Below are 24,229 nucleotides of genomic sequence, written 5' to 3'. Positions count from 1 at the left end.
AAATATTGCAGCATTGCTTGTGCGCACTTTCGAAAGCCCGTTTTTGATTTTGTAGACAGTCAATGTTAGGTTCTTTTCGCTGCCCTGATATTTCGTGAAACCACGGACTTCAGGGGTGGTGCACATAACGGAGGAATGAATGTATCAGAAGATGCTCGTGCCTGTCGATTTGGCCCACGTTGAAAAATTGGACAAAGCAATTAAAACGGCGGTCGATCTAGCCAAGCATTACAAGGCCGAGATAAGCCTTCTCGGTGTCGGTACCAATACGCCGTCATCGGTGGCACATACGCCAAAGGAATTTGAACAGAAACTTCAGGCTTTCGCCGAGGATCTGGCGTCCAAGCATGGTGTAAGCACCAAGGCAGTCGCGCATATTTCGCATGATCCGGCGGTGGATCTCAGCAAGGAACTTGTCGCCAAGGCCGACGAGCTTGGTGCCGACGTCATCGTCATGGCATCGCACGTGCCCGGTATTGCCGACCATATTTTTGCGTCTCATGGCGGATATGTCGCGTCACACTCGGATCTTTCTGTATTCCTCGTGCGTTAGAGGATGCGGGCGAACTTTTACGGCTAGGGGTAGCTGTATAATCATTTAACCTAGGGAGTTTCAAATGGGGTCTGAAGCTGACACGGGCATTGAAAGCCCGGACGGTGCAGCGAACCCGATTGATACAGAATATGAAATCGGGCAAGACAATATCCAAGCAGAGATCGGGCCATTTGGACTGGATGTCCATAACCCGGTCTTTCTGATTTCGGGTCTTGCGATTGTTGCATTCGTCTTTCTCACCCTGGCCTTTCAGGAAAGTGTCGGGCCGATGTTCAACGACCTGCGTGGTTGGCTGACATCGTCGCTTGACTGGTTCTTCCTGTCTGCTGCCAACGTATTTGTTGTGTTGTGTCTGTTTCTGATTGTCTCGCCGCTTGGCCGTGTGCGCCTTGGTGGTGCGGATGCAACACCGGATTATTCCTATGCCGGCTGGTTTGCCATGCTGTTTGCTGCAGGCATGGGCATCGGTCTTATGTTCTATGGTGTGTCAGAACCGATTTCGCACTTCACATCCTCGATGGGTGGAATTGCTGTCGGTGAAGATGGTCTTCGTACCGATTGGGCGCCGCTTGGTGCGGCCGCCGGTGATGCCGATGCTGCATTTGATCTTGGCATGGCTGCAACCATTTTCCACTGGGGTCTTCACCCGTGGGCGATCTATGCCACTGTCGCACTGGCACTGGCACTGTTTTCGTTTAACAAGGGCCTGCCGCTGACCATTCGTTCGATCTTCTATCCGATCTTCGGCGAGCGTGTTTGGGGTTGGACCGGTCACCTTATTGATATCCTGGCCGTATTTGCGACGCTGTTTGGTCTTGCAACGTCGCTTGGTTTCGGTGCGGAACAGGCCAATGCCGGGCTTGATTACCTGTTTGGCATTTCGGTTTCCGATACATCGAAGGTTTTCCTGATTATCGGGATTACCGGTGTTGCACTTATTTCGGTGCTGGCGGGGCTTGATGCCGGGGTGAAGCGTCTGTCGGAAATCAACATGATCCTCGCAGCACTTCTGTTGCTGTTTGTGGTTCTGGTTGGTCCGACGATGGAAATCATCACCGGTTTCTTCTCGAGCCTGCTGTCGTATGCGCAATATCTTCCGGCACTTTCAAACCCGGTCGGTCGTGAAGACGCCAACTTCAGCCAGGGCTGGACGTCCTTCTATTGGGCTTGGTGGATTTCCTGGTCACCGTTTGTCGGCATGTTCATTGCGCGTGTTTCGCGTGGTCGTACCGTGCGTGAATTCATCACCTGCGTTCTGATTATTCCGTCGCTGGTGTGTGTTCTGTGGATGACGGCCTTTGGCGGCACCGCGGTGCATATGGTGACCGAAGGCGTTACCGCCATTGCCGAAGCAGGTCTGCCGATCAAACTGTTCACCATGCTCGATCAGCTTCCGCTGCAAGCCATCACCTCCTTCATCGGGATTGTTCTGGTGATCGTGTTCTTCGTGACCTCGTCTGACTCTGGCTCGCTTGTGATTGATACCATCACCGCAGGCGGCAAGGTCGATGCTCCGGTCCCGCAGCGCGTCTTCTGGTGCACCTTCGAAGGTCTGGTTGCGATTGCATTGTTGCTGGGCGGTGGCCTTGGATCATTGCAGGCGATGGCGGTTTCGACCGGCTTCCCGTTTGCGATTGTCCTTCTGATGGCCTGCTATTCGATCATCCAGGGTCTGCGAACCGAACCCAAGGCCGTCGGTGCAAATTCCGAAGCGACGGTCAGCAAGGACTAGAATATCGACATATGCGTATCTCGCCGCTTGGCGGTTATGATACCTGGTCAAAGAAAAGGGGCACCAACTGGTGCCCCTTTTTCATTTCGCGCAAGCATGGTGCGTCTGGTGGTATGTGAGCAATGCCGATGTGCTTACTGCGCGGCCGGTGTCAGCTCGATAACCATGTTGCCGTCATTGTCCTTGAGAACAAGACGCCCATCAACAACGTCCCAGCTACTCACCAAGACGAATGCGCCGCTAAAGGCATTTTCGATCTGCATAGCGTTGTCGGCGATGCACATCTTTCGTGTCATGGCGAGCTGCGCGACACCCAGTGACGATCCCGCTTGTTCGTAACTACCTGAATACTGATTGCAGCCCGCATTGCCCGACACCATGCCATCGCTGGAAAATGTGGCGGTCGCCATGACAGGCGGGGTTGGCGACAGGGTGCTGTTGCCATCAATGACCTGCACCAGTTGCCATTCGTGATCGGTTACACTTGCCCAGTCCGGTGTCATGTTGCCTGTGGATGCGGTGCCGCAGGCCGCAAGTGATGCCAACGCCACCAATGCCAAAGGCAAGCCGATCCTGTGTTTAACCTGACGCATATCTGAATTCCTGTAATGCTTGCGCGGCCTCCGCGCGATCCTGTTATTCGCAAATTCTGGTGATGGTATCATATTTTTCAATGTCGTTTGCGCCAAAGGCGCTTCTGGTCGCACCCAAAACGGCTTTGCGCGCAGGGATGGCTTGTGGCTATGTTACGGATCCTGCAGGCGCACGATCCTTGCGCTCGTTTCCCGGTTCCAAAGCCCCACTTTGAAAATCAAGGTTACCTGACGATGAAGATTTCCGTGAAAGATGCCCACGCACTTGTGTGCGAAACTTTGATGCGTTGCAATGTGCGGGCAGACAATGCGGCCTCGGTCGCAACGGCACTTGTCACGGCCGAGGCATCCGGGCAAGGGGGACACGGTTTTCGCCGCGTGCCGGCCTATAGCGCGCAGGCAAAGGTCGGCAAGGTTGATGGCATGATCAGCCCGATCTTTGAAAAGCCGACACCTGGCGTTTTGCGCATTGATGCGCAGCATGGATTTGCCTATCCGGCACTGGATCTGATGATGGATCACTTGCCCGATATGGCCCGCACCCAGGGTATTGCGATTGCCGCAATCCACAGATCGCATCATGCGGGGGTTATGGGTCTTACGGTAGAACGTCTGGCAGAAAAGGGATTGGCGGCGATGATGTTTGCCAATGCCCCGGCGGCCATGGCGGCATGGGGTGGGCGGCGCCCGATGTTTGGCACAAACCCGATTGCCTTTGGTGTACCGGTCGGGGATGCCGGTGATCCGATCATCATCGACCTTGCACTTTCAAAGGTCGCGCGCGGCAAGATCATGGCCGCCAAGCAAAAGGGTGTCGCCATTCCCGATGACTGGGCGCTTGATGTGGATGGCAATCCGACCACCGATGCCGTGAAAGCCATTGATGGCACGATGATCCCGGCAGGTGGGGTCAAGGGGGCGGCACTTGCCATGATGGTGGAACTTCTTGCGGCTGGTCTTACCGGTGCACAGTTCGGCCACCAGTCTTCGTCCCTTTTTGATGACAAAGGTGCGCCGCCTGCGCTTGGACAACTGATCATAGCCATTGATCCCAAGGCAACCGGCGGTGTCGGTGTAATGGAGCACCTTGCCTATATTGCCAACGAGATTGCGGCAGAAGAAGGCGTGCGTTTGCCAGGGCGTCGCGGCAAGCAGGCGCGCGCACTTGCCGAAGCGCAGGGCCTTGAGATCGAAGACGACGTCATGGAGACCATCAGTCAAATTAAATAAAGTTCGTGGTCGATGTGTCTGTGTCGGTGTCAAAAGGGTTGATGCAGAATGTTTGACTGTTCTGTAGATTTAAAATTGGATATTCATCAGACAAATTCTTGTTGAGAATTTTGAAAATATTACAGAAATAATGTCGAAATTACTGGTAAATACTTCGATGAATTCTTGATGTATAGACAAGTTTAATTGTTGTCGGGGCGATATGCTCTGCGTAATCATCGAACTGTAATATCACTGTCACCGTAGAGTCGCGGTTTGTGCGTAGCTTCTTCATCCAGCGAAACACATTCAGGCGACTCTTTTGATGCTGGTTGTAGATATCTCTGGACTGAACAAAAGCTTTACCCGTGACAAGCGTGCGCTTAGCGGCGTCAAACTGCAGGTGCGGGAAGGCGAGATGGTGGCGCTGATTGGCGCATCGGGTTCGGGTAAATCCACACTGATCCGTCATATTGCCGGTTTGCTGCGCGGTGATCGCGATGGCGGCAAGATCGTCGTGTTTGGCGAAACCATTCAGGAAAACGGCAAGATTTCGCGCGGTGCCCGCAAGGTGCGCTCCGAGATTGGTGTTGTTTTCCAGCAGTTCAATCTGGTTAGCCGCCTTTCGGTTCTGACCAATGTCCTGATGGGGCTTTTGGGCCGTGTTCCGGCATGGCGCGGCTCGCTTGGTCTGTTTACCAAAACCGAAAAGATGCGCGCTATGAGTGCGCTTCATCGTGTTGGCATTGATGCCCATGCGTCGAAAAAGGCGCGTAACCTTTCGGGTGGTCAGCAACAGCGCGCGGCAATTGCCCGCACTATCACACAGGGTGCCCGCCTTATTCTTGCCGACGAGCCGATTGCATCGCTTGACCCGGCTTCGTCCCGCAAGGTGATGAACACGCTTGATCGTGTGAACCGCGAAGACAACGTCACCGTCATCGTATCGCTTCATCAGGTTGATTACGCAAAAGACTACTGCAAACGCACCATCGCCATGCGCGATGGTGAAGTCGTTTTTGACGGACCGTCAAGCGAACTGACGCCGCAATTCCTTCAGGAACTTTACGGCGAACATTCTTCCGAACTTTTTGCCGATGGTGCGGCAAAGGCCGCAGAGCCAGTTACACGGCCCATCGCAGAAAAGGACCTGGCTGTCGCAACAAGCTAGCCGGGCCAGTTGTCATGACTGCCTTACCTTCTCGAAACATGTCGAAATCTATTCTGACAGGGGACTTCTTATGAACGTTAAGACAATCGCATCCGCAGCATTTGCGGCCACGATGCTGGCATCCGTTGTTGCCAAGGCCGATGTTGAATTCAAGCCGCTCGAACAGGATCCGGAAACCATCGTTTTCGGTATCATTTCGACCGAATCTACTTCCAACCTCAAAGCTCAGTGGCAGCCGCTGATCGATGACATGGAAGAAGCTCTTGGCAAAGACGTCGAGGCATTCTTTGCACCGGATTATGCCGGCATCATCGAAGGCATGCGCTTTGGCAAGGTTCATGTTGGCTGGTTCGGTAACAAGTCGGCAATGGAAGCCGTTGACCGCGCCGGTGGCGAAGTCTTCGTTCAGACCTCCAAATCCGATGGTTCGAACGGTTACTACTCCCACATCATCACGCAGGCTGACAACGACAAGGTCAAAACCCTTGAAGACATGCTGAAATGTGATGGTTCGCTGAACTTCGGTATCGGTGATCCGAACTCGACCTCGGGCTTCCTGGTTCCGTCCTATTATGTCTTCGCTAAAAACGGCGTTGACCCGAAGGAATGCTTCAAGACTGTTCGTAACGCCAACCACGAAACCAACCTGATGGCGACTGCCAACAAGCAGGTTGATGTTGCTGCCAACAACTCCGAGCAGCTTGGCCGTACCAAAATGAACAAGCCGGAAATCACCGACAAGGTTAAAGTCATCTGGACCTCGCCGCTGATCCCGTCTGACCCGATGGTTTACCGTAAAGACCTGTCGCGCGAACTCAAATCCGAAATCAAGGCATTCTTCCTTGGTTACGGTCGTTTCGGCGATGTTGAAAGCGCGAAAGAAGTTCTTGCCAACAACTCCGATGGCATGGGCCTTTTCATGGAAAGCTCGAACGCGCAGCTTTACCCGATCCGTCAGCTGGCCCTGTTCAAGGACAAGCTGAAAATCCAGAACACCGAAGAACTTTCTGCTGAAGAAAAAGCAGAACGCGTTGCCGAGATCGACAAGAAACTTGCTGAACTCGACATCCTGGTTGCCTACCAGTAACCGACTTTTCGACAGGGAGTGCATTAAAAGTGCGCTCCCTGTTTGCTTTTAATTCCGGGATTTGAACGATGAACAGCAGCATTTCTTCGACATCATCTGTCGCAACGGAGCTTCCGCCGCGTGACCTTAAACGGTCGGCATCAAGCTTCCTGCTTTGGGCGATCATCCTTGGACTTCTGGCCATGTCGTGGGAGGGGGCAGATATGCGCCCGATGGCGCTGTTTGAAAACAGCGGCAACATGGTCGACTTTGCCGAGGGCTTCTTCCCGCCCGACTTCCTGATGTGGAAGATGTATGTCGCAGAAATGTGGATCACCATCCAGATTGCGATCTGGGGCACAGCGCTTTCCATCGTTTGTTCGATCCCGTTTGGTATTCTTTCTTCTGAAAATATCGTCCCTGTCTGGGTCTATCAGCCGGTCCGTCGCCTGATGGATTCCTTCCGCGCGATCAACGAAATGGTCTTTGCCATGTTGTTCGTTGTTGCGGTCGGCCTTGGCCCGTTTGCCGGTGTCCTGGCCCTTTGGATTCACACCACGGGTGTGCTTGCCAAACTGTTTTCCGAGGCGGTCGAGGCGATTGATCCCGAACCGGTCGAAGGCATTCGTGCAACGGGCGCCAATGCGCTTCAGGAAGTCATCTTTGGCGTGATCCCGCAGGTTTTGCCGTTGTGGATTTCCTATTCGCTCTATCGTTTCGAGAGCAACGTGCGCTCTGCCACTGTGCTGGGCATTGTCGGGGCTGGCGGCATTGGCATGGTGCTTTGGGAATATATCCGTGGCTTCTATTACGCGGAAACAGCGGCAGTCATGATCATCATCATTATCTCGGTCAGCCTGCTCGATATGGTGTCCCAGCGTCTGCGTAAACTGGTGACCTGATCATGGCGTTTAAGATTACGCAGGCCAAACCGGCAATGAAGGCATTGTCGGAACAGCCCACGATTGACCAAACAGCGATTGTCGTTGATTGCGAAATGGGGATCTGGACCGAAGTTGGTGCACGTACCTCGATGCGCGAAACGAAAATGGATGACTATTCCTATGTCGTGAATGACAGCGAGATCATCTATTCCGACATCGGCAAGTTCGTGAATATCGCTGCCCATACCCGCATCAACCCGGGACAGCATCCGATGGATCGGGCGTCGATGCACCATTTCCAGTATCGTTCCAGCGCCTATAAACTGGGCGAAGACGACCCGGCGTTCTTTGACTGGCGTCGTGAAAAACGTGTGCGTTTGGAACATGATGTCTGGATCGGGCATGGCGCGATTGTGCAGGGTGGTGTCACCATCGGCATTGGTTCGGTCGTCGGATCTGGTGCGGTGGTTACCAAGGATGTCGCGCCCTACACGATTGTGACAGGTATTCCGGCAGTCCCCCTCCGCCCTCGGTTTGAGGCAGACATCGTCAATGCCCTGTTGCGCATTCGCTGGTGGGATTGGTCGCATGAAGTGCTGCGCGAAAGATTGCAGGATTTCCGAACGCTTCCGGTGCGTGACTTTTGCCTGAAATACGATACGGTTTAACCGATCAATATTTCTCAGTGTTATGATGGACGCCGAAGGTTAAGCTACTGAACTTCGGCATTTCTTGCCGCGTCACCGTTTCCAGAGTTCACTCATGACCGACCAGTATCAACGTTACGCGCTTTATTATGCGCCAGAACCGCAAAGCGCGTTGGGGCAGTTTGGCAATGCTTGGCTGGGGCGTGATCCGGAAACCGGAAACCAGTTGGTCCGTCCAATTTTTGCGGGCCTGACAGAGGCCGAGATCGTGGCGGCAACCACGTCGCCGAGCCGATACGGCTTTCATGGTACCCTGAAGCCGCCATTCGCACTGCCAAACGGCATGGATCGTGGCGATCTGGAAGCAGCCGTTTCGCGCCTTTGCAAAACGACTGCACAGGTAACGTGCGGGCATCTGGTCTTAAAGGCGATTGGTCATTTTCTGGCCCTTGTTCCGACCGAACCTGTCGGGGGTCTGGCCGACCTTGCGGCAACACTGGTGCGCGAACTCGATGACTTTCGCCAGCCCGAAGACGAAGCGGCAATGAACAAACGCCGTGCTAGCGGTCTGACGGATCGGCAGGAAGCCTATCTTGTGCGCTGGGGCTATCCCTATGTTATGGAAGAATTCCGCTTCCATCTGACATTGACCAACAAGCTGTCAGACGACCAGATCGACCCCTTCAATACTGCCCTGTCAGGCTTGGTCGCGCCGCTGTGTCAGGAACCATTTACCGTTCGCGAAGTCTGCCTGTTTGGTGACCCGGGGGATCAGAAGCCGTTCAAACTGGTGAAACGTTTTCCGCTGGCGGGCTAAAAATGCTGCGCTTTTAAGGTGCAGCATTTTTGGGTGATTCAAACTGCCTCAGGCGCGGTTTGCAATTGGCTGGGGCATTTCAATTGCGTGGATGAAACGCGCGATGCCGGTTTCAAGATCGGCATCATTATCAACATGAACAACATGATCGCCCTCAACCTGATAGGCGGATGCGCGCGCAAGCCGCCGTTCGATATCAAGGGCATCTTCGCGCCCGCGGGCCTCAAGCCGTTTACGCAATGCCTCGCTGCTGGCACGGATGCTGATCACCCGGACGTTGTTTTGCCCAACAAGGGCACAGGCATCTGAAATTACGCTGCGCGATACATTGACGATGACGGTTTTGCCCGCCTCGACCTCGCCAAGAACATGGCGTGGGATGCCGTAGCCCAGATCATGGGCCATCCAGCTCAGCAGGAACGCCCCCTGACGTGCCATTTGCCCGAAATCTTCGGGCCGGACGGGGATGTGTGTTTCCCCAACCGATCCGGCCGGGCGGGTGATGCAGCGCCGTGGAAAGCAGAACTGCTTGTCATCAGCCAGTCTTTCGCGTGCTGCATCAAGAAGAGTGTCCTTGCCAACACCACTTGGGCCGACGACAAGGACCAAAAGTCCATATCCTGATCTGCAATTATGTGCAGGCGCGCCGGTCATGACACCCGCACACCTTCGCGCCAGACACCGCGTACAATCGGATGGTGCGGGGAATGATGTACACGGATCAGATCACCGCGTTTGCCAACCGCGATCTCGCCCCGATCATCAAGCCCGACCTGGGTCGCCGGATTAAGCGACACGGTGCGAATGGCGCGTGGCAGATCGTAACCTTCGAACTCGTCGAACAGCTTCATCGCGCCGTGCAAAAGACTGTGCGGAACATAGTCGCTTGATATGATGTCGAGATAGCCATGTTTTGCCAGCTCGCCTGCCGCAACATTGCCGCTATGCGATCCGCCGCGCACAAGGTTCGGGCCCCCCATCATGACACCAAGCCCACCTTCATGCGATGCCTTGGCAGCCTCAAGGGTGGTTGGGAATTCAGCCACGGTCATTTTGTCTGCAACCGCCTCGGCGACGTGTTCGGCTGTGGCGTCATCATGGCTGGCAAGGGCCAGGCCCTTGGCATGGGCCTGCTCTACCACATGACGGCGATGCTTTTCGGAATAAAGCTCTGCATCGCGACGGCGGGTGGCGATGAATTTGCGCATTTCCTCGTCGTTCAGGCCATATTTGCCCTGATAGTAGGTGTAATAGGCATCAAGGCTGACGAACTGGCGCTGGCCCGGTGTGTGATCCATCACCGAAAGCATGCTGACCAGTGGCAGGTCGATCAATTGACCAAGGGCCTCGACCATGCCGGGGAATGATGTTTCGCAGCGCAGATGCAGTTTATGATCCGCACGCAGCAATTCATTTTCCAGCGCGTGTTCAAGGGCATGGACCGATTCAATCAGTCTGACAATGCGTTCTGAGCCTTCATTGACGTCACCGATGGATACTGCATCAAACACGGTGGTGATCCCGGCACTCGCAACTTGGTTGTCATGCGCGACAACGGCGGCTGTCGCCGGCCAGCGGGTCTTGGGGCGCGGCGTCAGATGTTTGTCGAGATTGTCGGTATGCAACTCGACCAGGCCCGGCATCAGATAATCGCCACCCATGTCCTCTGCGCCCGGGATGTTGGACGGTCGATCAGAAATATCGCTGATCTTTCCGTCCTTGACCTGCACGGCGCCATCAATGACTTCGTTGGCCAGAACGAGTTTGGCATTGGTAAAAATCTGTTCAGTCATTGGCCCCAACTTTAAACGAAGTCACATCAAACGACCCGGTGCAGACGGCGTCACGGGTTTCGTGGTCATGGAAAATACCGGCAATCGCGGCCCCACGGCTTTTGGCTTCTTCAATCAGCGCCAGAACTGTGGCGCGATTTTGGGCGTCAAGCGATGCGGTCGGTTCATCGAGTAGCATGATCGGATAATCGGCAATAAAGCCACGCGCAATATTCACCCGTTGCTGTTCCCCACCTGAAAAGGTCAGCGGCGAAAGCTGCCACAAACGTTCCGGGATGCGAAGGCGGGTCAAAAGATCACGTGCCTTGTCAGTGGCGGTCTTGCGATCCGTGCCAAGGGCCACCAGCGGTTCGGCAACGATATCAAGGGTCGGCACACGCGGGATCACGCGCAGGAACTGCGAAACATATCCCAGCGTGCGCTTGCGGATTTCCAGTATCGAATGCGGGCTGGCGGTGGTGATATCCAGCCAGTCGCCATCGTGGAACACCTTGATGGAGCCGTGAGAGCATGTGTAATTGGCATAAAGCATGCGCATAAAGGTACTTTTCCCCGAACCGGATTCACCGGTCAGCGCGATGCATTCGCTCGCCGAAAGCATGAATTCAACACCTTCGAAAACCGGGATGGTCACGCTGCCCTGTGTGTGCAGGGTAAAGCTTTTGGCAACGTTTTGAGCATGAAGCATTTCAGACATTTTCTTCGCCCCGGTCAGTTTTGCAGAATGGAAGAAACAAGCAGCTGCGTATAGGGATGCTGCGGGTCGTCAAGGACCTGATCGGTCAGGCCATGTTCAATGACCTTGCCCTGTTGCATCACCATCAGCCGGTGCGAAAGAAGTCGTGCCACTGCCAAATCGTGGGTGACGATGATCACCGCAAGATTAAGGTCGTGAACCAGCCCGCGCAGCAGATCGAGCAATCTGGCCTGAACAGAGACATCAAGCCCACCCGTGGGTTCGTCCATAAAGACGAGGCGCGGGCTGGTTACGAGGTTGCGGGCAATCTGCAAACGTTGCTGCATGCCGCCCGAAAAGGTCGATGGCAGGTCATCAAGGCGTTCTGACGCGATTTCAACCTTGCCAAGCCAGCTGTCCGCATTGCTGCGGATGTTGCCGTAATGACGGTCACCAATCGCCATCAGTCGTTCGCCAATGTTGGCCCCGGCACTGACATTCATGCGCAGACCATCACGCGGGTTCTGATTCACAAAGGCCCAATCGGTGCGCATCAAAAGGCGACGCTGGGCTTCGGACATTTGATACACATCGCGCACGCCATCAATGCGGGTCTGATATTCAACCGTCCCCCTGGTCGGTTCCTGCTGGGCGGAAATGCTGCGCAGCAAAGTGGACTTGCCAGATCCGGACTCGCCAACGATGCCAAGAACTTCACCGGGGCGGAGTTCAAAGCTGACATCTTTGCAGCCAACGCGGTCGCCATACATCATGGTCAGGTTGTCAACGCGCAGAAGCGGTTCGTTCATCTGGGTCATTATTCTGCTGCCTTTCCGCGATCTGCGCTACCTAGGGGTTGGTCATGATGTTGCGGGCCGCGATGGCCGGCTTCCTGTCGTTCCGCGCAGTAATCGGTGTCTGAGCAGACAAACATCCGGTTCCCCTGATCATCGAGGATAACCTCATCAAGATAACTGTCGCGCGCACCGCACATGCCGCATTCGTCTTCCCAGGTCTGGACTTCGAACGGATGATCCTCGAAATCGAGGCTTTTGACCTTGGTGTAGGGCGGCAGGGCATAAATGCGCTTTTCGCGACCAGCCCCGAAAAGCTGAAGGGCCGCCATATTGTTCATTTTCGGGTTGTCGAACTTTGGCGTCGGCGACGGGTCCATCACATAGCGATCATCGACCATCACCGGATAGGCATAGGTCGTCGCGATATGACCATGACGTGAGATATCTTCATAAAGCTTCACATGCATCAGACCGTATTCTTCAAGCGCGTGCATTTTGCGCGTTTCGGTTTCGCGCGGTTCAAGGAAGCGAAGCGGTTCGGGGATCGGCACCTGATAGACCAGCACCTGATCTTCGCGCAGTTCCTTTTCCGGAATGCGGTGACGCGTCTGAATGATCGATGCCTCGGCGGTTTTTTCCGTGGTGGCCACTTGCGCGGTCTTGGCAAAGAACTGACGGATGGAAACCGCGTTGGTGGTGTCATCCGCCCCCTGGTCAATGACCTTAAGCGTATCATTCGGGCCGATTACGGCGGCTGTTACCTGAACGCCGCCCGTACCCCAGCCATACGGCATCGGCATTTCGCGCCCGGCAAACGGCACCTGGTAGCCCGGGATCGCCACGGCCTTAAGTAGGGCACGCCGGATCATGCGTTTGGTCTGTTCATCAAGATAGGCAAAATTATAGTCCGGTGCCCCGTCGGCCGGATTTTTGACAGTCTGTTCCATGGGATTACTCCGCGGCCTCGGGTTGGGATTTGCCATTTTCAGCTTCGGCTTTCGCCAGACGTTCTTCGACCTCGGCGCGCATGCGGCGCACCAGTTCAAGTTCGCCCTGAAAATCGACATAGTGTGGCAGCTTGATATGTTCGACAAAGCCGGTGGACTGGACATTGTCGCTATGTTCCATCACGAACTCGCTGTCCTGTGCCGGGCCCATGATCTGTTCGCCCATTTCATTGGCGCGCATGGCACGATCCACCAGGGCCATCGAAATCGCTTTGCGCTCGTTCTGGCCAAACACAAGCCCATAGCCACGGGTAAATTGCGGCAGCTTGGTTTTTGATCCCTTGAACTTGTTGACCGTCTCGCACTCGGTCAGTTCGATATCGCCGATATCGATGGCAAAGCCGAGTTCTTCTGGCTCGATTTCGACCGAAACGGTGCCATAGCGGATCTCGCCGACAAAGGCATGGCTGTTGGCATAGCCGCGCTGGGTGGAATAACCGAGTGCGAGGACAAATCCCTCATCCCCGCGCGACAGGTTCTGCAAACGCAAATCCCGTCCGGCCGGGAATTTGACCGGCTCACGCGTCAGATCGGCGACCGGGGCATTGTCATCAACCGGCACAGGTTCATCCTGAATAAGGCCTTCATAGTTCAGGATGTCATCCAAAACGCGCGGCATGTTCTCATCAATCGGATTTTCACCACTTGGTGCCTCGGTCGGTGCTTCGCCGTTGGCCATCAGGGTGAAATCCAGCAGGCGATGCGTGTAATCAAAGGTCGGGCCCAAGATCTGTCCGCCGGGCAGGTCTTTGAAGGTTGCCGAAATGCGACGTGAAACATCCATCTCGGCGGTTTTGATCGGTTTGGAAAAGGCAAAACGCGGCAGCGTCGTGCGATAGGCGCGCATCAAAAAGATCGCCTCAATCAAATCACCACGGGCCTGCTTGATGGCAAGGGCGGCCAGATCGCGGTCGTAAAGCGATCCTTCAGCCATGACACGGGTGACGGATAGCGAGAGTTGCTGTTCGATCTGATCAGTTTCGATTTCGGCAATGTCCGTATCGCCCCGGCGCTGCTCGGCCAGAAGCTTGTGCGCATTGTTGATGGCGCGTTCGCCACCTTTTACTGCAACATACATGATTAATTGACCTCGATCCGAGTGGTGCGCGACAGGGCGGCGATCTGGCTTTCGCTTGCGAAAATCACATCAACGCCGCACGGAAACAGGTGATGGTTTTCTGCGCGCCATGCGTGGAAGCTTGCAGGCAGGCCCTTGATCGCAAGGTTATGCGTATCCTTGATGCCCGGGCCCTTCAGGGTCATGGACGGGCGATCTGAAATCTCATCGACCATCAGGATCAGGGTTGCGGATTGATCAGGATATTCCGCATTGCCGACGGCAAGGTCTGTGACAAAGGACAGATCATCGGAAATGCGCGCAATCGCAAAATCGGCCTGTTTGACATCCGTGCTGAGTGGGCAGCCGCAATGGAATTTCAAATGATCGCCCGCGGCCTTGGTCGCACAGTCTGGCGATAGCCAGATGGTCGTATCCATATCGGCCATGGCAAGAAGCGTTGCGGTGGTGGCTTTGTTCAGGCCATCGGGTGCGGAAACACTGACCGGCAAATCATAAATGCGACCGGGCCGTGACATCGCATCAAGCAGGGCGCGGAAAACAGCGTTTGAATCAAATGCCGCATGGTCAAAACCGGGCAGCAATTCACTTGTCTGGGCGGGGGTTGATTGGGGTTGGGGCGTCATTCGTCTTCTCCGCGGACAAGGGTGAAGAAATCAACTTTGGTGGCGGCAACCTTGCGCGCATGATCGCGTTTGGCGGCGGCCTGTTCGGTGGCCAGGGTGTCGATGAAATCGCTTGCCGATCCGTCGCGAAGCATCACCGCATCAAACAGGGCGGCATATTGTGCCTGAATACGATCGCGTCCCTTGACGTAGGAATGCCCGACCGTGCCGTCTGAGAGCGTGACGGCACAACGCGTCACGGTCATTTCACCAAGGTTGAAACGCTGCCCGGCACCACCAGCACGACCGCGGACCATCACCATGCCGATTTGCGGTTCGCGCAGGTGCGTCCAGCTTTCACTGCTGTGATTTTCCGACCATTCGGTTTCAAGGCGTGCACGGGATGTGCGGGCCAGAACCGACATCCATTTTTGGCGCGCGGCAATATGCGGATCGCTGGGGGTGTCTGCATTCCGGTTTTGATCTGTCCGGGCATTCGGGGCGGGGTGCGCCGTCATCAAACTGATCCCTTTTCAACTTATGTCGACAAATTCAAAATTTGTCTAGACGTCTATACCTATTGACGTTATAAGACGATCCAGCACCAAAGGCAAAGGTCTTGCGGTGAAAGTTTTGTGAACGGGGAATGCAATGGATTGGGAACCGGGCCTATCTATTTGGAAGCAAATAGAAAAGCAGCTTCTGGCTGATATCTCTGACGGCGTTTTTACGCCCGGCGAAAAGATGCCGACCGAGATGGAATTGGTCCGGCGCTTTGGGGTGAATCGTCATACGGTGCGCCGCGCCATGGCGGCACTTGTCGATTCCAATGTTGTCCGTGTCGAACAGGGGCGCGGCGCCTTCGTCCAGGAACAGATCCTTGACTACCCGCTTGGTTCCAAGACCCGGTTTTCGCAGATCGTATCGGGCCGCCATCGCTTGCCCGACAAACGCCTGATCTCGTCCGAGGTCCTCAAAGCCAATTCGACCATCGCGCAGTTCCTGGATGTCAAACCGGGCACGCGCGTGATTGAGTTGTTTTCGGTATCCGAGGCCGATGGTGTTCCGCTTGCCGTCGCGACAAGTTATCTTCCGGCCGCGCGCTTTGACGGCATTGTCGAGATATTTGTCGAAACCAAATCGCTTACAGAAGCCTTCAAACGCTTCGGGATTGATGATTACACACGAAAGACCACGCGCATTTCGGCAACGCTTCCGTCATCACGTGTTGCCAACCTGCTTAAACAGGCGCGCAACCGTCCGGTGATTTCGACGGAAAGTGTCGATGTCGATTCCGCTGGTGCGCCAATCGAATATGGTGTGACCGCCTTTTCAAGCGACCGGGTTCAGTTGATCGTCGAGTAGGGAATGGGACAGCGGGTGTGCTGCCCTAGTATTCCCGACCCGGGCGGGCCCTGTAGACCGGGAAGCTTAGCTTGAACTTGATCGCACATGCCCGCATCAGGAATGCGGCAAAGAACGCAATCACGGCAATCGGCCCGCGCGGCAAATCAAGGATCGCAGTGCCAATCACATAGATCCCCGCACCGACCAGCGCACAGGTGATATAAATCTCCGGGCGCAGGATCAGCGGGATTTCATTACAGACGACATCACGCACCATCCCGCCAAAGGTGGCCGTGATCATGCCCAGAACGATTGCGACCAACGGGGATACGCCCAGATTAAGGCCGATGGCCGCCCCGGTGACCCCGAACATCGCCAGTCCGAGCGCATCCAGCCACAGCAAGGCGACATAGCGTCGTTCAACCAGATGGGCGGTGAAGTATGTGATGACGGCAGCCCCGATGCAGGTCACAAGCCAAGTGGTGTCGCGTATCCAGAAAACCGGCGTTGCTCCGGTAATGACATCGCGCACAGTGCCGCCGCCGATGCCGGTAAAGGTCGCAATCAGGACAAATCCGACCATGTCCATCTGACGCCGGGATGCCTCAAGCGCGCCGGTAATCGCAAAAACGGCGACCCCTGCCAGTTCAAGCCAATAGATGATTTCAGTAATCGTCATGATGTCCTTTGCGGGGCCTACCCCTGATCTGTGGGTTGCGAAACGGGATGTTCTATCGGCATGCGCAGTCGGGTTGCAGCAACATCTTCAAGCTGTTCACGTAACCAGAGATGCGATGGATCATGTTGATAGCGTTGGTGCCAACACATGAAAACAGGAAGATCAAGCGTGCCTTTCTTAAGACCCGCGAGCGGCATCGGCGCACGGGCAAAATCACGCAGCGCATGTTTTTGGAGAAGGCTTGGTAAGGTTGCGATCATATTGCTTCCGCGCAGGAATTCGGCAATGGCGGTAAAATTCGGTACTCGCAAAACGATGTTGCGCTCAACACCTTGATTTTCAAGCATGTCGTCAAACTCAAGCGTGCGATTATTGCCATAACGCACCGTGATATGGCGCGCGGATAGATAATCGTCATCGCTTTGCGGGGCGTCGCGCATGTCCGGATCATAAAACACCATGTAATGATCGGTCAGAAGGCGCTTTTGCACGATATCCACACCTTCGGGCGGGCGCGGCGAAATCAGAAGATCGCAATGATTTTCGCGCAACAAGGCCGGTCCGGGCAGAAGGGACGGAACCACCGTCATCCGGATATTGGCAAGCGCACCTTCCAGATTGCGAAACAACGTTGGCAGCAAAAGATCACGCTGCAGATCGTTGGCGGCAATGGTCAGGCTCATGGATGCGCCATCCGGCTCGAAATGCGCACCACTGGCAAAGGCCTGCATCTGATCAAGAAGAAACCGCGCCTGTTCGGCCAGATTTTGCGCATGCGCGGTCGCTACGATCCCGCGCCCTGATTTGGTAAAAAGCGGATCGCGCATGATCCGGCGCAATTTGGTCAAGTTGTGACTGACCGCTGATTGTGTCACGCCAAGCCGTTCGGCGGCAGCCGTGACCGACCCTTCTTCAAGAACGGCCAGAAACAGACGCAGCGCATGGCCGTCCAGTTCCAAATGATCAAAATTGCTCATGAATAAGATGATAAATGATGCATTTATTTTATGCAATTAGCCACGCAGGATGCGTTTAACGCGGGCATTCAACAGTCCGGAGCATCATCTGCGGAGGAAAAATTATGGAATTCTATCAGCGTGACAGAACGCTGCAGCCAGCAGGCTACACCCCGATCTACAAGACATCGGTTGCGCGTTCCCCGCGCCAGTCGTTGTTGTCGCTGCAAGGATCCTTGTCGGAAATTACCGGTCCGGTTTTCGGTCAGAACGAACTGGGGCCGCTTGATAACGATTTGATCCGCAACTACGCCAAGGATGGCGATCCAATTGGCGAACGTATCATCGTGCATGGGCGGGTTCTGGATGAAAACAACCGTCCGGTGCCCAATACGCTGGTCGAATTCTGGCAGGCCAACGCAGGTGGACGCTATCGCCACAAGAAAGATACCTATCTTGCGCCGATCGATCCGAACTTTGGCGGCTGTGGCCGCGCGCTGACCGATGAAAACGGTTACTACTTTTTCCGCACCATCAAGCCGGGGCCGTATCCATGGCGCAACTACGTCAATAGCTGGCGTCCGGCCCATATCCATTTTTCGGTATTCGGTTCCGGCTTTGCCCAGCGCCTGATCACCCAGATGTATTTCGAAGGCGATCCATTGATCAAGGAATGTCCGATTGTGCATGTCATCCCGGATGAAGATGCGATCAACCGCCTGATAGCGCCGATTGATCTGAAGGGATCCGTGCCGCTTGACACCATTGCCTACAAGTTTGACATCGTCCTGCGCGGCCGTCGTTCAACCCTGTTTGAAAACCGTCTGGAAGGAAACTGATCCATGGTGCAAAGCCTTGATTATCTCAAAGAAACCGCCTCACAGACGGCGGGTCCTTATGTTCATATCGGACTTATTCCCAAGCAGGCCGGTTTTGATATCTTCGAAAATAACTTCACCAACATTCTGGCCGATGAAAACACCCGCGGGGAGCGTATCATTATCGAAGGTCGGGTGATTGATGGTACGGGAACGCCACTGCGTGATGCGCTGCTTGAAATCTGGCAGGCCAATGCAGACGGGCGTTACAACCATGAACTTGATCGTCAGAATTCTGGCAAAATCGATGAGGATTTCCGCGGATGGGGCCGGACGGGAACGGATTTCGATACGGCGCTTTATCGCTTTGAAACCATCAAGCCAGGTCGGGTTTCGGGCCGCAATGGTATGGATATGGCGCCCCACATCAACTTCTGGATCGTAGCTCGCGGGATCAATATCGGGCTGAATACCCGGATGTATTTCGCCGACGAACAAGATGCGAATGCGGCTGATCCTGTTCTGAATCTGATCGAACAGAAAACCCGTCGCAAGACCCTGATTGCTGATCGTGATGACAGTGGACCGATCCCGGTCTACCGGTTTGACATCGTCTTGCAGGGCGATGGCGAAACCGTGTTTTTTGACATCTAACAGCGCGTAAAACCGTATGGGTAATGCGGCGGCCGCCCTTCGCGGTTGCCGTATTTTTGTTCAATCAACTACTTAAAAAGCCGCCTGCTGATTCTTATATTCACGTTCATAAAAGCGGTGTGGTAAAACAACCGCTGCCGAGGGTTTCAAAAACAAAAAGAAGACCCCGGTGATAGAGAGTGAGAGGATCAGCCTTGAACAAGTTGTTACAGGTCGGAATCCGTGTGCAAGTAGCTCTGGCAACAGCGCTGCTACTGGTTGGTCTGACCGTACTGATGAGTTTTGTGGTCGGAAAGCGATCCGGTGCTGATCTGCAAAAGCAGATTGGTCTGGGTGTTTCTGATATTGCACGTCAGATGGCTGATGAGCTTGACCGTATCATGTGGACCCACCGTGGCGAGGTTTCGGTCCTAAGCACGCTCTCTGTCCTGCAAGAGCTCGAAGATACCCAACAGATTTCAAGTATCGTCAATCGCCTGAGTCGCGAAATCCCGATCTTTACCTGGATAGGTGTGCTTGATCGCGACGGGACGGTTGTTGCGTCGACGAATGACTTGTTGCTCGGGGCCAATATTTCGCAGCGACCGGTGTTTCAGTATGGCAAGAACGGACAGTTCATCGGTGATGTTCACGATGCGAAATTACTGGCTGAAAAATTCCCGCTTTATAACGGGGAGCCGATCCAGTTTGTTGATATTGCCGTTCCCCTTTTCAATAAAAATGATCAGTTCACTGGTGTACTTGCCACCCATCTGAGTTGGGAATGGGCCGATAATGTTCGCAAAACCCTTTTTGCCGGACAGGGGATACATCGGGATGTCGATATATTTGTCGTATCTGCCGATGGCACAGTTCTATTGGGGGCGGACGGGGCGCTGGTCGGATCATCGCTTGAACTTGATGCTCTGCAGCAGGCACAGCGCAGCAATATCGGATGGAAGATCAGCACGTGGCCGGATGGCGCAGAATATCTGACGGGCTATGCGCCGGCCGATGGTCATCTTGATTATGCCGGTCTGAACTGGTCAATCCTGGTGCGTCAGCCCGTCGAAGAGGCGCTTGAGCCGGTTTATGTCCTGCGCCGCGACATCATGGCGTGGGGCTTGGCGTTAAGTATCATCTCCAGCGTGATCGCATGGTGGGGGGCTGGTTTCTTTGTCGGACCGATCGGCAAGATGGCCCTTTCGATTGAGGCGATGAAACGCGGCGAAATTGAACGTCTTCCTGATTTTGATGGCGCAAGAGAAATCAAGATCCTGTCAAACAGCCTCAATGCCTTGCTGGCCAAACTGACGGAAAAGGACGCGGCCCTTGGCCAGATGGAACACATCGCCCATCACGATAACCTGACCGGACTTGGCAACCGTTTGGCACTTGATGTCTATTTCGAACATGCCCTTGCCCATGCCGATCGCCACAAGACCCGGCTTGCGGTCATGATGCTCGATCTTGATGACTTTAAACCGATCAATGACAAGTTCGGTCATTCAGCTGGCGATGATGTCTTGTGCGAGGTTGCTAAACGGCTGCGTCGTTGTGTGCGCGGTGGTGATCTGGTTGTGCGTCTGGGCGGTGACGAGATGGTGGTGGTGTGTCATGTCGGAACGAGTGGCGAGGGCGAAGCCAAAATGTTGGCCGAACGGATATTGAACGATATTCAGATGCCCTTCATTACCGGCGGCAATCGGGTTTCCATTCACATGAGCATCGGCATCGCTCTTTGTCCGGTGCATGGCAAGACCATCGATGTGCTTCTCGATCAGGCAGATGATGCTCTTTATGCCGCCAAGGCGCGTGGCAAGAACTGTTATGTGCTTGCGTCTGATGATGGGGAGCCGTCCGGCAGCAAGTCGTCGCTGGCATGAGATGCGGGTTTTCTTGACTTTGTTTCAGGGCATCGCAATAAGCATTTCATGACAATTTCATCCGAAAAAGAACTCGAACAACTGCGCAAGATCGGGCGGATCTGTGCCCGTGCGCGCGATGTCATGGGGGCGGCCATCGTCCCGGGCATCACAACCGCCGAGCTTGATGATATCGGCCGCAAGGTCCTTGAGGATGCCGGTGCGGTGTCAGCCCCGGAAAGCGAATACAAGTTCCCCGGTGCGACCTGTATCAGTGTCAATGATGCGGTTGCGCATGGTATTCCCGGTGATCTGGTTCTGGCCGATGGCGATCTGGTCAATATCGATGTTTCGGCATCGCTTGATGGCTATTTTTCCGATACCGGTGCCAGCTTTATCTGCGGCACGGCAAAGCCCGAAATCGCCAAACTGTGCGAAGACGGCAAGAAAGCCATGTGGGCGGGGATCAAGGTGGTGCGTGACAAGGCGCCTATTCGCGAGATCGGCCTTAAGATCGAAATGTTCGCTCGCAAGGGTGGCTATACCCTGATCCGTAATCTTGCTAGCCACGGCATTGGCAAGTCGCTGCATGAACATCCCCACACCATCCCGACCTGGGATGACCCCAAGGAACGTCGCGCCCTTAAAAAGGGGCAGGTGATTACCATCGAACCGTTTCTGTCACGTGGCGCGAAATGGGCCCTTGATAGCGAAGATGGCTGGACGCTGTATGCCGATACCGGTGATGCGACTGTGCAGTACGAGCACACCCTTGTTGTCACCGAAAAGGGCTATGAGATCATGACGCTGGGGAATTGATCCCCGTTAAAAATGTTGCAGTTTATGCTGCAGAAATTCGTGCAACATAAAAGCCGCCCGAATGTGTCGGGCGGCTTTTGTTTTACGTGTGTTTGATGTGCGGTGTCGCGGTTACGAACCGTATTTTGCCTTGGCTTCGCGACGGCGCGCATGCAGGACCGGTTCGGTGTAACCGTTCGGCTGCTCGCGCCCCTTGAAGACAAGATCACAGGCGGCTGCAAAGGCGATGCTGTCATCGAAGTTCGGGGCCATGTTGCGATAGGTCGGGTCACCGGCATTTTGTTTGTCGACGACGGCGGCCATCCGCTTCATGGTTTCCATCACCTGTTCTTCACTGCACAGGCCATGATGGAGCCAGTTGGCAATATGCTGGCTTGAAATACGCAGCGTTGCACGGTCTTCCATCAGGCCGACATCATTGATGTCTGGCACCTTGGAACAGCCGATCCCGCTGTCGATCCAGCGCACGACATAGCCCAGAATGCCCTGGGCATTGTTATCAAGTTCTTCCTGGATTTCGCTTGGCATCGGTTTGATGTCACCCAGACGCGGGATCGCCAGAATGTCATCAAGGCTTGCGCGTTCGCGTTTGCCAATCTCGTCCTGAACCGCACGCACATCAACCTGATGATAGTGGATGGCGTGCAGGGTTGCTGCGGTCGGTGACGGAACCCAGGCGCATTTCGCGCCGGCCTTCGGATGGCCGATCTTGGCTTCCATCATTTCGGCCATGCGGTCCGGTTTGGCCCACATGCCCTTGCCGATCTGGGCAACGCCCTTCATGCCGCATTCAAGACCGATATCGACGTTCCAGTTTTCATAGGCCGCGATCCAGTACTGGTCTTTCATCGCTTCCTTGCGGACCATGGGACCCGCTTCCATGCTGGTATGGATTTCATCACCGGTACGGTCAAGGAAACCGGTATTGATAAAGACCACACGGTCCTTGGCGGCACGGATGCACTCCTTGAGGTTGACCGTCGTGCGGCGTTCCTCATCCATGATGCCGACCTTAAGGGTATGTTCGGGCAGATCAATCGCCTTTTCGACAAAGGCAAACAGATCATTGGTCAGCGTGACTTCTTCGGGGCCGTGCATTTTCGGCTTGACGATATAGACGCTGCCATGGCGGGAGTTCGAAAGTTCGTTATTGCCGATCACGTCATGCTTGGCGATCAGGCTGGTGACCATGGCATCAAGGAAGCCTTCCGGGACTTCGTCGCCATTGGCATCAAGCACCGCATCCGTGGTCATCAGGTGACCTACATTGCGGATCAGCATCAGGCTGCGGCCCGGCAGGACAACTTCAGTCCCGTCAAAGCCCTGATAGGTCCGGTCCGGGTTCAGACGGCGGGTGATCGTCTTGCCACCTTTCTCGAACTTTTCTTCAAGCGTGCCTTTCATCAGGCCAAGCCAGTTGCGATAGGCAACGGTCTTGTCTTCGGCATCAACGGCGGCAATCGAATCTTCGCAATCCTGAATGGTGCTGACCGCAGATTCCAGAATGACATCGCATACGCCCGCGGCATGTTCCTTGCCAATCGGATGCGTCGGGTCGATATGGATTTCGATATGCAGGCTGTGACGGCGCAGCAACACATCGGTCAGCTTGCCGTCCTTTTCGTTGTAACCGATGAACTGAGAGGGCAGCTCAAGTGCGGTTTCGCTGCCATCAGACAGGGTGACAACCAGCGTCCACCAGCCTGACGCGTCTTCGCGCACTTCGTATTTCGTGGCGTCGGCATGTTTGCCGGTCGCAAGCGGGGCGGCTTCATCAAGGAAGTTCGCCGCATAAGCCACGACCGCAGCACCGCGTTTCGGGTTGAATGACTTGGTCTTTTCCTTGCCGTCGGCTTCGTCGATCACATCGGTGCCATACAGCGCATCATACAGGCTGCCCCAACGCGCATTGGCCGCATTCAGCGCATAGCGCGCATTCATCACCGGCACGACAAGCTGCGGGCCTGCCACCCGACCGATCTCCGGATCGACATGGGTGGTGGTGATATAGAAATCATCGCCTTCTGGCAGCAGATAACCGATCTCGGTCAGGAATTCCTTGTAGGCAGCTGGGTCGCGTGGCTGATCCTGACGCGACAGATGCCAGTGGTCGATCTTGGCCTGCAATTCATCGCGCTTTGCCAGCAGCGCCTTGTTGCGTGGTCCAAGTTCAGTGACGAGCTTTTCAAAGGATGCCCAGAACTGATCGGAACTGATCCCGGTTCCCGGAATGACTTCGTTGGCCACCAGATCGTGCAGCACTTTTGCAATCTGAAGTCCACCTTCTTGGATGCGTTGGGTCATGTTTTCTCTCACCAGACTTGGAACTGTTTCGGGCGATTAATATGGCTTTGCCGACGAACACATAAAACGCGGCAAAGGCAACTCGCCTATCGTTGGTTCACAACATATGGGTTGAAGCAGGCCCGGGTCCACAGCAGGTTTCAAAATTGCGGGATGTTTTCCGCATTATGGAAGCCT

At 54.9% G+C, this 24,229-nt stretch carries 25 protein-coding genes; 13 read left to right on the top strand and 12 right to left on the bottom strand.

Features of this window, described 5'->3' with window-relative positions; all coding sequences use genetic code 11:
* Positions 1 to 139 precede the first annotated feature (139 nt).
* Both FHI25_RS19840 and FHI25_RS19835 read left to right on the top strand, forming a co-directional pair.
* Positions 140 to 553: a universal stress protein gene (locus tag FHI25_RS19840; protein WP_063089282.1), complete on the top strand. Its 414-nt coding sequence runs from the start codon at positions 140 to 142 to the stop codon at positions 551 to 553.
* A gap of 64 nt (positions 554 to 617) precedes the next feature.
* Positions 618 to 2,288 (top strand): BCCT family transporter, encoded by a 1,671-nt coding sequence (locus FHI25_RS19835; RefSeq protein WP_064788661.1) that lies wholly within the window; start codon positions 618 to 620, stop codon positions 2,286 to 2,288.
* Between the two features lie 134 nt (positions 2,289 to 2,422).
* Here FHI25_RS19835 and FHI25_RS19830 read toward each other — a convergent pair whose 3' ends face one another.
* Positions 2,423 to 2,881 (bottom strand): META domain-containing protein, encoded by a 459-nt coding sequence (locus FHI25_RS19830; RefSeq protein WP_210520763.1) that lies wholly within the window; start codon positions 2,879 to 2,881, stop codon positions 2,423 to 2,425.
* A gap of 234 nt (positions 2,882 to 3,115) precedes the next feature.
* On the opposite strand from FHI25_RS19830, the gene FHI25_RS19825 reads away from it, so the two are divergent.
* From FHI25_RS19825 to FHI25_RS19800, 6 genes are all read left to right on the top strand, one after another.
* A complete protein-coding gene (locus tag FHI25_RS19825) occupies positions 3,116 to 4,111 on the top strand; it encodes an Ldh family oxidoreductase (protein WP_246879245.1) in 996 nt (331 codons plus the stop codon).
* 304 nt (positions 4,112 to 4,415) lie between these two features.
* Positions 4,416 to 5,261: a phosphonate ABC transporter ATP-binding protein gene (gene phnC / locus FHI25_RS19820; protein ID WP_008889690.1), complete on the top strand. Its 846-nt coding sequence runs from the start codon at positions 4,416 to 4,418 to the stop codon at positions 5,259 to 5,261.
* Between the two features lie 70 nt (positions 5,262 to 5,331).
* A complete protein-coding gene (gene phnD, locus FHI25_RS19815) occupies positions 5,332 to 6,348 on the top strand; it encodes a phosphonate ABC transporter substrate-binding protein (protein WP_008889691.1) in 1,017 nt (338 codons plus the stop codon).
* A 68-nt stretch (positions 6,349 to 6,416) separates the two neighbouring features.
* On the top strand, positions 6,417 to 7,229 hold the full coding sequence (gene phnE / locus FHI25_RS19810) for a phosphonate ABC transporter, permease protein PhnE (RefSeq protein ID WP_008889692.1): 813 nt from the start codon (positions 6,417 to 6,419) through the stop codon (positions 7,227 to 7,229).
* Between the two features lie 2 nt (positions 7,230 to 7,231).
* Complete coding sequence (locus FHI25_RS19805) at positions 7,232 to 7,879, top strand: chloramphenicol acetyltransferase (protein WP_210520759.1); 648 nt, start codon at positions 7,232 to 7,234, stop codon at positions 7,877 to 7,879.
* Between the two features lie 94 nt (positions 7,880 to 7,973).
* Positions 7,974 to 8,675: a DUF1045 domain-containing protein gene (locus FHI25_RS19800; protein WP_210520757.1), complete on the top strand. Its 702-nt coding sequence runs from the start codon at positions 7,974 to 7,976 to the stop codon at positions 8,673 to 8,675.
* A 48-nt stretch (positions 8,676 to 8,723) separates the two neighbouring features.
* Here FHI25_RS19800 and phnN read toward each other — a convergent pair whose 3' ends face one another.
* The 8 genes from phnN to phnG are packed head-to-tail and all read right to left on the bottom strand — an operon-like array spanning position 8,724 to position 15,149.
* Positions 8,724 to 9,284 (bottom strand): phosphonate metabolism protein/1,5-bisphosphokinase (PRPP-forming) PhnN, encoded by a 561-nt coding sequence (gene phnN / locus FHI25_RS19795; protein WP_210520755.1) that lies wholly within the window; start codon positions 9,282 to 9,284, stop codon positions 8,724 to 8,726.
* 41 nt (positions 9,285 to 9,325) lie between these two features.
* Complete coding sequence (locus FHI25_RS19790) at positions 9,326 to 10,468, bottom strand: alpha-D-ribose 1-methylphosphonate 5-triphosphate diphosphatase (protein WP_210520753.1); 1,143 nt, start codon at positions 10,466 to 10,468, stop codon at positions 9,326 to 9,328.
* Positions 10,461 to 11,165, bottom strand: a complete 705-nt coding sequence (gene phnL, locus FHI25_RS19785) for a phosphonate C-P lyase system protein PhnL (RefSeq protein WP_210520751.1) — start codon at positions 11,163 to 11,165, stop codon at positions 10,461 to 10,463. The genes FHI25_RS19790 and phnL overlap by 8 nt, the downstream gene beginning before the upstream one ends.
* A 14-nt stretch (positions 11,166 to 11,179) precedes the next feature.
* The gene (gene phnK, locus FHI25_RS19780; protein WP_349238038.1) at positions 11,180 to 11,962 is read right to left on the bottom strand and encodes a phosphonate C-P lyase system protein PhnK; all 783 of its coding nucleotides are present in this window, start codon (positions 11,960 to 11,962) and stop codon (positions 11,180 to 11,182) included.
* Positions 11,962 to 12,888, bottom strand: a complete 927-nt coding sequence (locus tag FHI25_RS19775) for an alpha-D-ribose 1-methylphosphonate 5-phosphate C-P-lyase PhnJ (protein WP_064781257.1) — start codon at positions 12,886 to 12,888, stop codon at positions 11,962 to 11,964. Before FHI25_RS19775 ends, phnK begins: the two co-directional genes overlap by 1 nt.
* 4 nt (positions 12,889 to 12,892) lie before the next feature.
* Positions 12,893 to 14,026: a carbon-phosphorus lyase complex subunit PhnI gene (locus tag FHI25_RS19770; RefSeq protein WP_210520749.1), complete on the bottom strand. Its 1,134-nt coding sequence runs from the start codon at positions 14,024 to 14,026 to the stop codon at positions 12,893 to 12,895.
* A 2-nt stretch (positions 14,027 to 14,028) separates the two neighbouring features.
* Positions 14,029 to 14,652 (bottom strand): phosphonate C-P lyase system protein PhnH, encoded by a 624-nt coding sequence (gene phnH / locus FHI25_RS19765; protein ID WP_210520747.1) that lies wholly within the window; start codon positions 14,650 to 14,652, stop codon positions 14,029 to 14,031.
* Positions 14,649 to 15,149, bottom strand: coding sequence for a phosphonate C-P lyase system protein PhnG (gene phnG, locus FHI25_RS19760; protein ID WP_210520745.1), 501 nt, complete (start codon positions 15,147 to 15,149; stop codon positions 14,649 to 14,651). Before phnG ends, phnH begins: the two co-directional genes overlap by 4 nt.
* Positions 15,150 to 15,282: 133 nt before the next feature.
* Between phnG and phnF the strand changes: the two genes are divergently transcribed.
* Complete coding sequence (phnF, locus tag FHI25_RS19755; RefSeq protein WP_008889703.1) at positions 15,283 to 15,996, top strand: phosphonate metabolism transcriptional regulator PhnF; 714 nt, start codon at positions 15,283 to 15,285, stop codon at positions 15,994 to 15,996.
* Positions 15,997 to 16,021: 25 nt separating this feature from the next.
* Here the strand turns inward: phnF and FHI25_RS19750 are convergent, their stop codons facing one another.
* The gene (locus FHI25_RS19750; protein ID WP_063089269.1) at positions 16,022 to 16,657 is read right to left on the bottom strand and encodes a trimeric intracellular cation channel family protein; all 636 of its coding nucleotides are present in this window, start codon (positions 16,655 to 16,657) and stop codon (positions 16,022 to 16,024) included.
* 17 nt (positions 16,658 to 16,674) lie between these two features.
* Positions 16,675 to 17,634 carry a LysR family transcriptional regulator gene (locus FHI25_RS19745; protein ID WP_210520743.1) on the bottom strand — a complete coding sequence of 320 codons (960 nt, stop codon included), beginning with the start codon at positions 17,632 to 17,634 and terminating at the stop codon, positions 16,675 to 16,677.
* 104 nt (positions 17,635 to 17,738) lie between these two features.
* Between FHI25_RS19745 and pcaH the strand changes: the two genes are divergently transcribed.
* The 4 genes from pcaH to map all read left to right on the top strand — a co-directional run bounded on the left by pcaH (position 17,739) and on the right by map (position 21,748).
* On the top strand, positions 17,739 to 18,452 hold the full coding sequence (gene pcaH, locus FHI25_RS19740) for a protocatechuate 3,4-dioxygenase subunit beta (RefSeq protein WP_120225792.1): 714 nt from the start codon (positions 17,739 to 17,741) through the stop codon (positions 18,450 to 18,452).
* A gap of 3 nt (positions 18,453 to 18,455) precedes the next feature.
* Positions 18,456 to 19,085 carry a protocatechuate 3,4-dioxygenase subunit alpha gene (gene pcaG / locus FHI25_RS19735; protein ID WP_210520741.1) on the top strand — a complete coding sequence of 210 codons (630 nt, stop codon included), beginning with the start codon at positions 18,456 to 18,458 and terminating at the stop codon, positions 19,083 to 19,085.
* Positions 19,086 to 19,279: 194 nt separating this feature from the next.
* Positions 19,280 to 20,950 (top strand): GGDEF domain-containing protein, encoded by a 1,671-nt coding sequence (locus FHI25_RS19730; protein WP_210520739.1) that lies wholly within the window; start codon positions 19,280 to 19,282, stop codon positions 20,948 to 20,950.
* Positions 20,951 to 20,998: 48 nt separating this feature from the next.
* A complete protein-coding gene (map, locus tag FHI25_RS19725; protein ID WP_064781250.1) occupies positions 20,999 to 21,748 on the top strand; it encodes a type I methionyl aminopeptidase in 750 nt (249 codons plus the stop codon).
* Positions 21,749 to 21,859: 111 nt separating this feature from the next.
* Here map and FHI25_RS19720 read toward each other — a convergent pair whose 3' ends face one another.
* A complete protein-coding gene (locus tag FHI25_RS19720) occupies positions 21,860 to 24,052 on the bottom strand; it encodes a malate synthase G (RefSeq protein ID WP_210520737.1) in 2,193 nt (730 codons plus the stop codon).
* Between the last annotated feature and the right edge of the window lie 177 nt (positions 24,053 to 24,229).

This window comes from Thalassospira sp. ER-Se-21-Dark (genome assembly GCF_017922435.1).
Lineage (GTDB): Bacteria > Pseudomonadota > Alphaproteobacteria > Rhodospirillales > Thalassospiraceae > Thalassospira.
This window is presented reverse-complemented; position numbering and strand designations above follow the sequence as displayed.

Bases quoted from the DNA above. Each gene is read 5' to 3' on its own strand.
- FHI25_RS19840 (WP_063089282.1), top strand. From the start codon at position 140: ATGTATCAGAAGATGCTCGTGCCTGTCGATTTGGCCCACGTTGAAAAA.
- FHI25_RS19835 (WP_064788661.1), top strand. From the start codon at position 618: ATGGGGTCTGAAGCTGACACGGGCATTGAAAGCCCGGACGGTGCAGCG.
- FHI25_RS19830 (WP_210520763.1), bottom strand. From the start codon at position 2,881: ATGCGTCAGGTTAAACACAGGATCGGCTTGCCTTTGGCATTGGTGGCG.
- FHI25_RS19825 (WP_246879245.1), top strand. From the start codon at position 3,116: ATGAAGATTTCCGTGAAAGATGCCCACGCACTTGTGTGCGAAACTTTG.
- phnC (WP_008889690.1), top strand. From the start codon at position 4,416: ATGCTGGTTGTAGATATCTCTGGACTGAACAAAAGCTTTACCCGTGAC.
- phnD (WP_008889691.1), top strand. From the start codon at position 5,332: ATGAACGTTAAGACAATCGCATCCGCAGCATTTGCGGCCACGATGCTG.
- phnE (WP_008889692.1), top strand. From the start codon at position 6,417: ATGAACAGCAGCATTTCTTCGACATCATCTGTCGCAACGGAGCTTCCG.
- FHI25_RS19805 (WP_210520759.1), top strand. From the start codon at position 7,232: ATGGCGTTTAAGATTACGCAGGCCAAACCGGCAATGAAGGCATTGTCG.
- FHI25_RS19800 (WP_210520757.1), top strand. From the start codon at position 7,974: ATGACCGACCAGTATCAACGTTACGCGCTTTATTATGCGCCAGAACCG.
- FHI25_RS19790 (WP_210520753.1), bottom strand. From the start codon at position 10,468: ATGACTGAACAGATTTTTACCAATGCCAAACTCGTTCTGGCCAACGAA.
- phnL (WP_210520751.1), bottom strand. From the start codon at position 11,165: ATGTCTGAAATGCTTCATGCTCAAAACGTTGCCAAAAGCTTTACCCTG.
- phnK (WP_349238038.1), bottom strand. From the start codon at position 11,962: ATGACCCAGATGAACGAACCGCTTCTGCGCGTTGACAACCTGACCATG.
- FHI25_RS19775 (WP_064781257.1), bottom strand. From the start codon at position 12,888: ATGGAACAGACTGTCAAAAATCCGGCCGACGGGGCACCGGACTATAAT.
- FHI25_RS19770 (WP_210520749.1), bottom strand. From the start codon at position 14,026: ATGTATGTTGCAGTAAAAGGTGGCGAACGCGCCATCAACAATGCGCAC.
- phnH (WP_210520747.1), bottom strand. From the start codon at position 14,652: ATGACGCCCCAACCCCAATCAACCCCCGCCCAGACAAGTGAATTGCTG.
- phnG (WP_210520745.1), bottom strand. From the start codon at position 15,149: ATGACGGCGCACCCCGCCCCGAATGCCCGGACAGATCAAAACCGGAAT.
- phnF (WP_008889703.1), top strand. From the start codon at position 15,283: ATGGATTGGGAACCGGGCCTATCTATTTGGAAGCAAATAGAAAAGCAG.
- FHI25_RS19750 (WP_063089269.1), bottom strand. From the start codon at position 16,657: ATGACGATTACTGAAATCATCTATTGGCTTGAACTGGCAGGGGTCGCC.
- FHI25_RS19745 (WP_210520743.1), bottom strand. From the start codon at position 17,634: ATGAGCAATTTTGATCATTTGGAACTGGACGGCCATGCGCTGCGTCTG.
- pcaH (WP_120225792.1), top strand. From the start codon at position 17,739: ATGGAATTCTATCAGCGTGACAGAACGCTGCAGCCAGCAGGCTACACC.
- pcaG (WP_210520741.1), top strand. From the start codon at position 18,456: ATGGTGCAAAGCCTTGATTATCTCAAAGAAACCGCCTCACAGACGGCG.
- map (WP_064781250.1), top strand. From the start codon at position 20,999: ATGACAATTTCATCCGAAAAAGAACTCGAACAACTGCGCAAGATCGGG.
- FHI25_RS19720 (WP_210520737.1), bottom strand. From the start codon at position 24,052: ATGACCCAACGCATCCAAGAAGGTGGACTTCAGATTGCAAAAGTGCTG.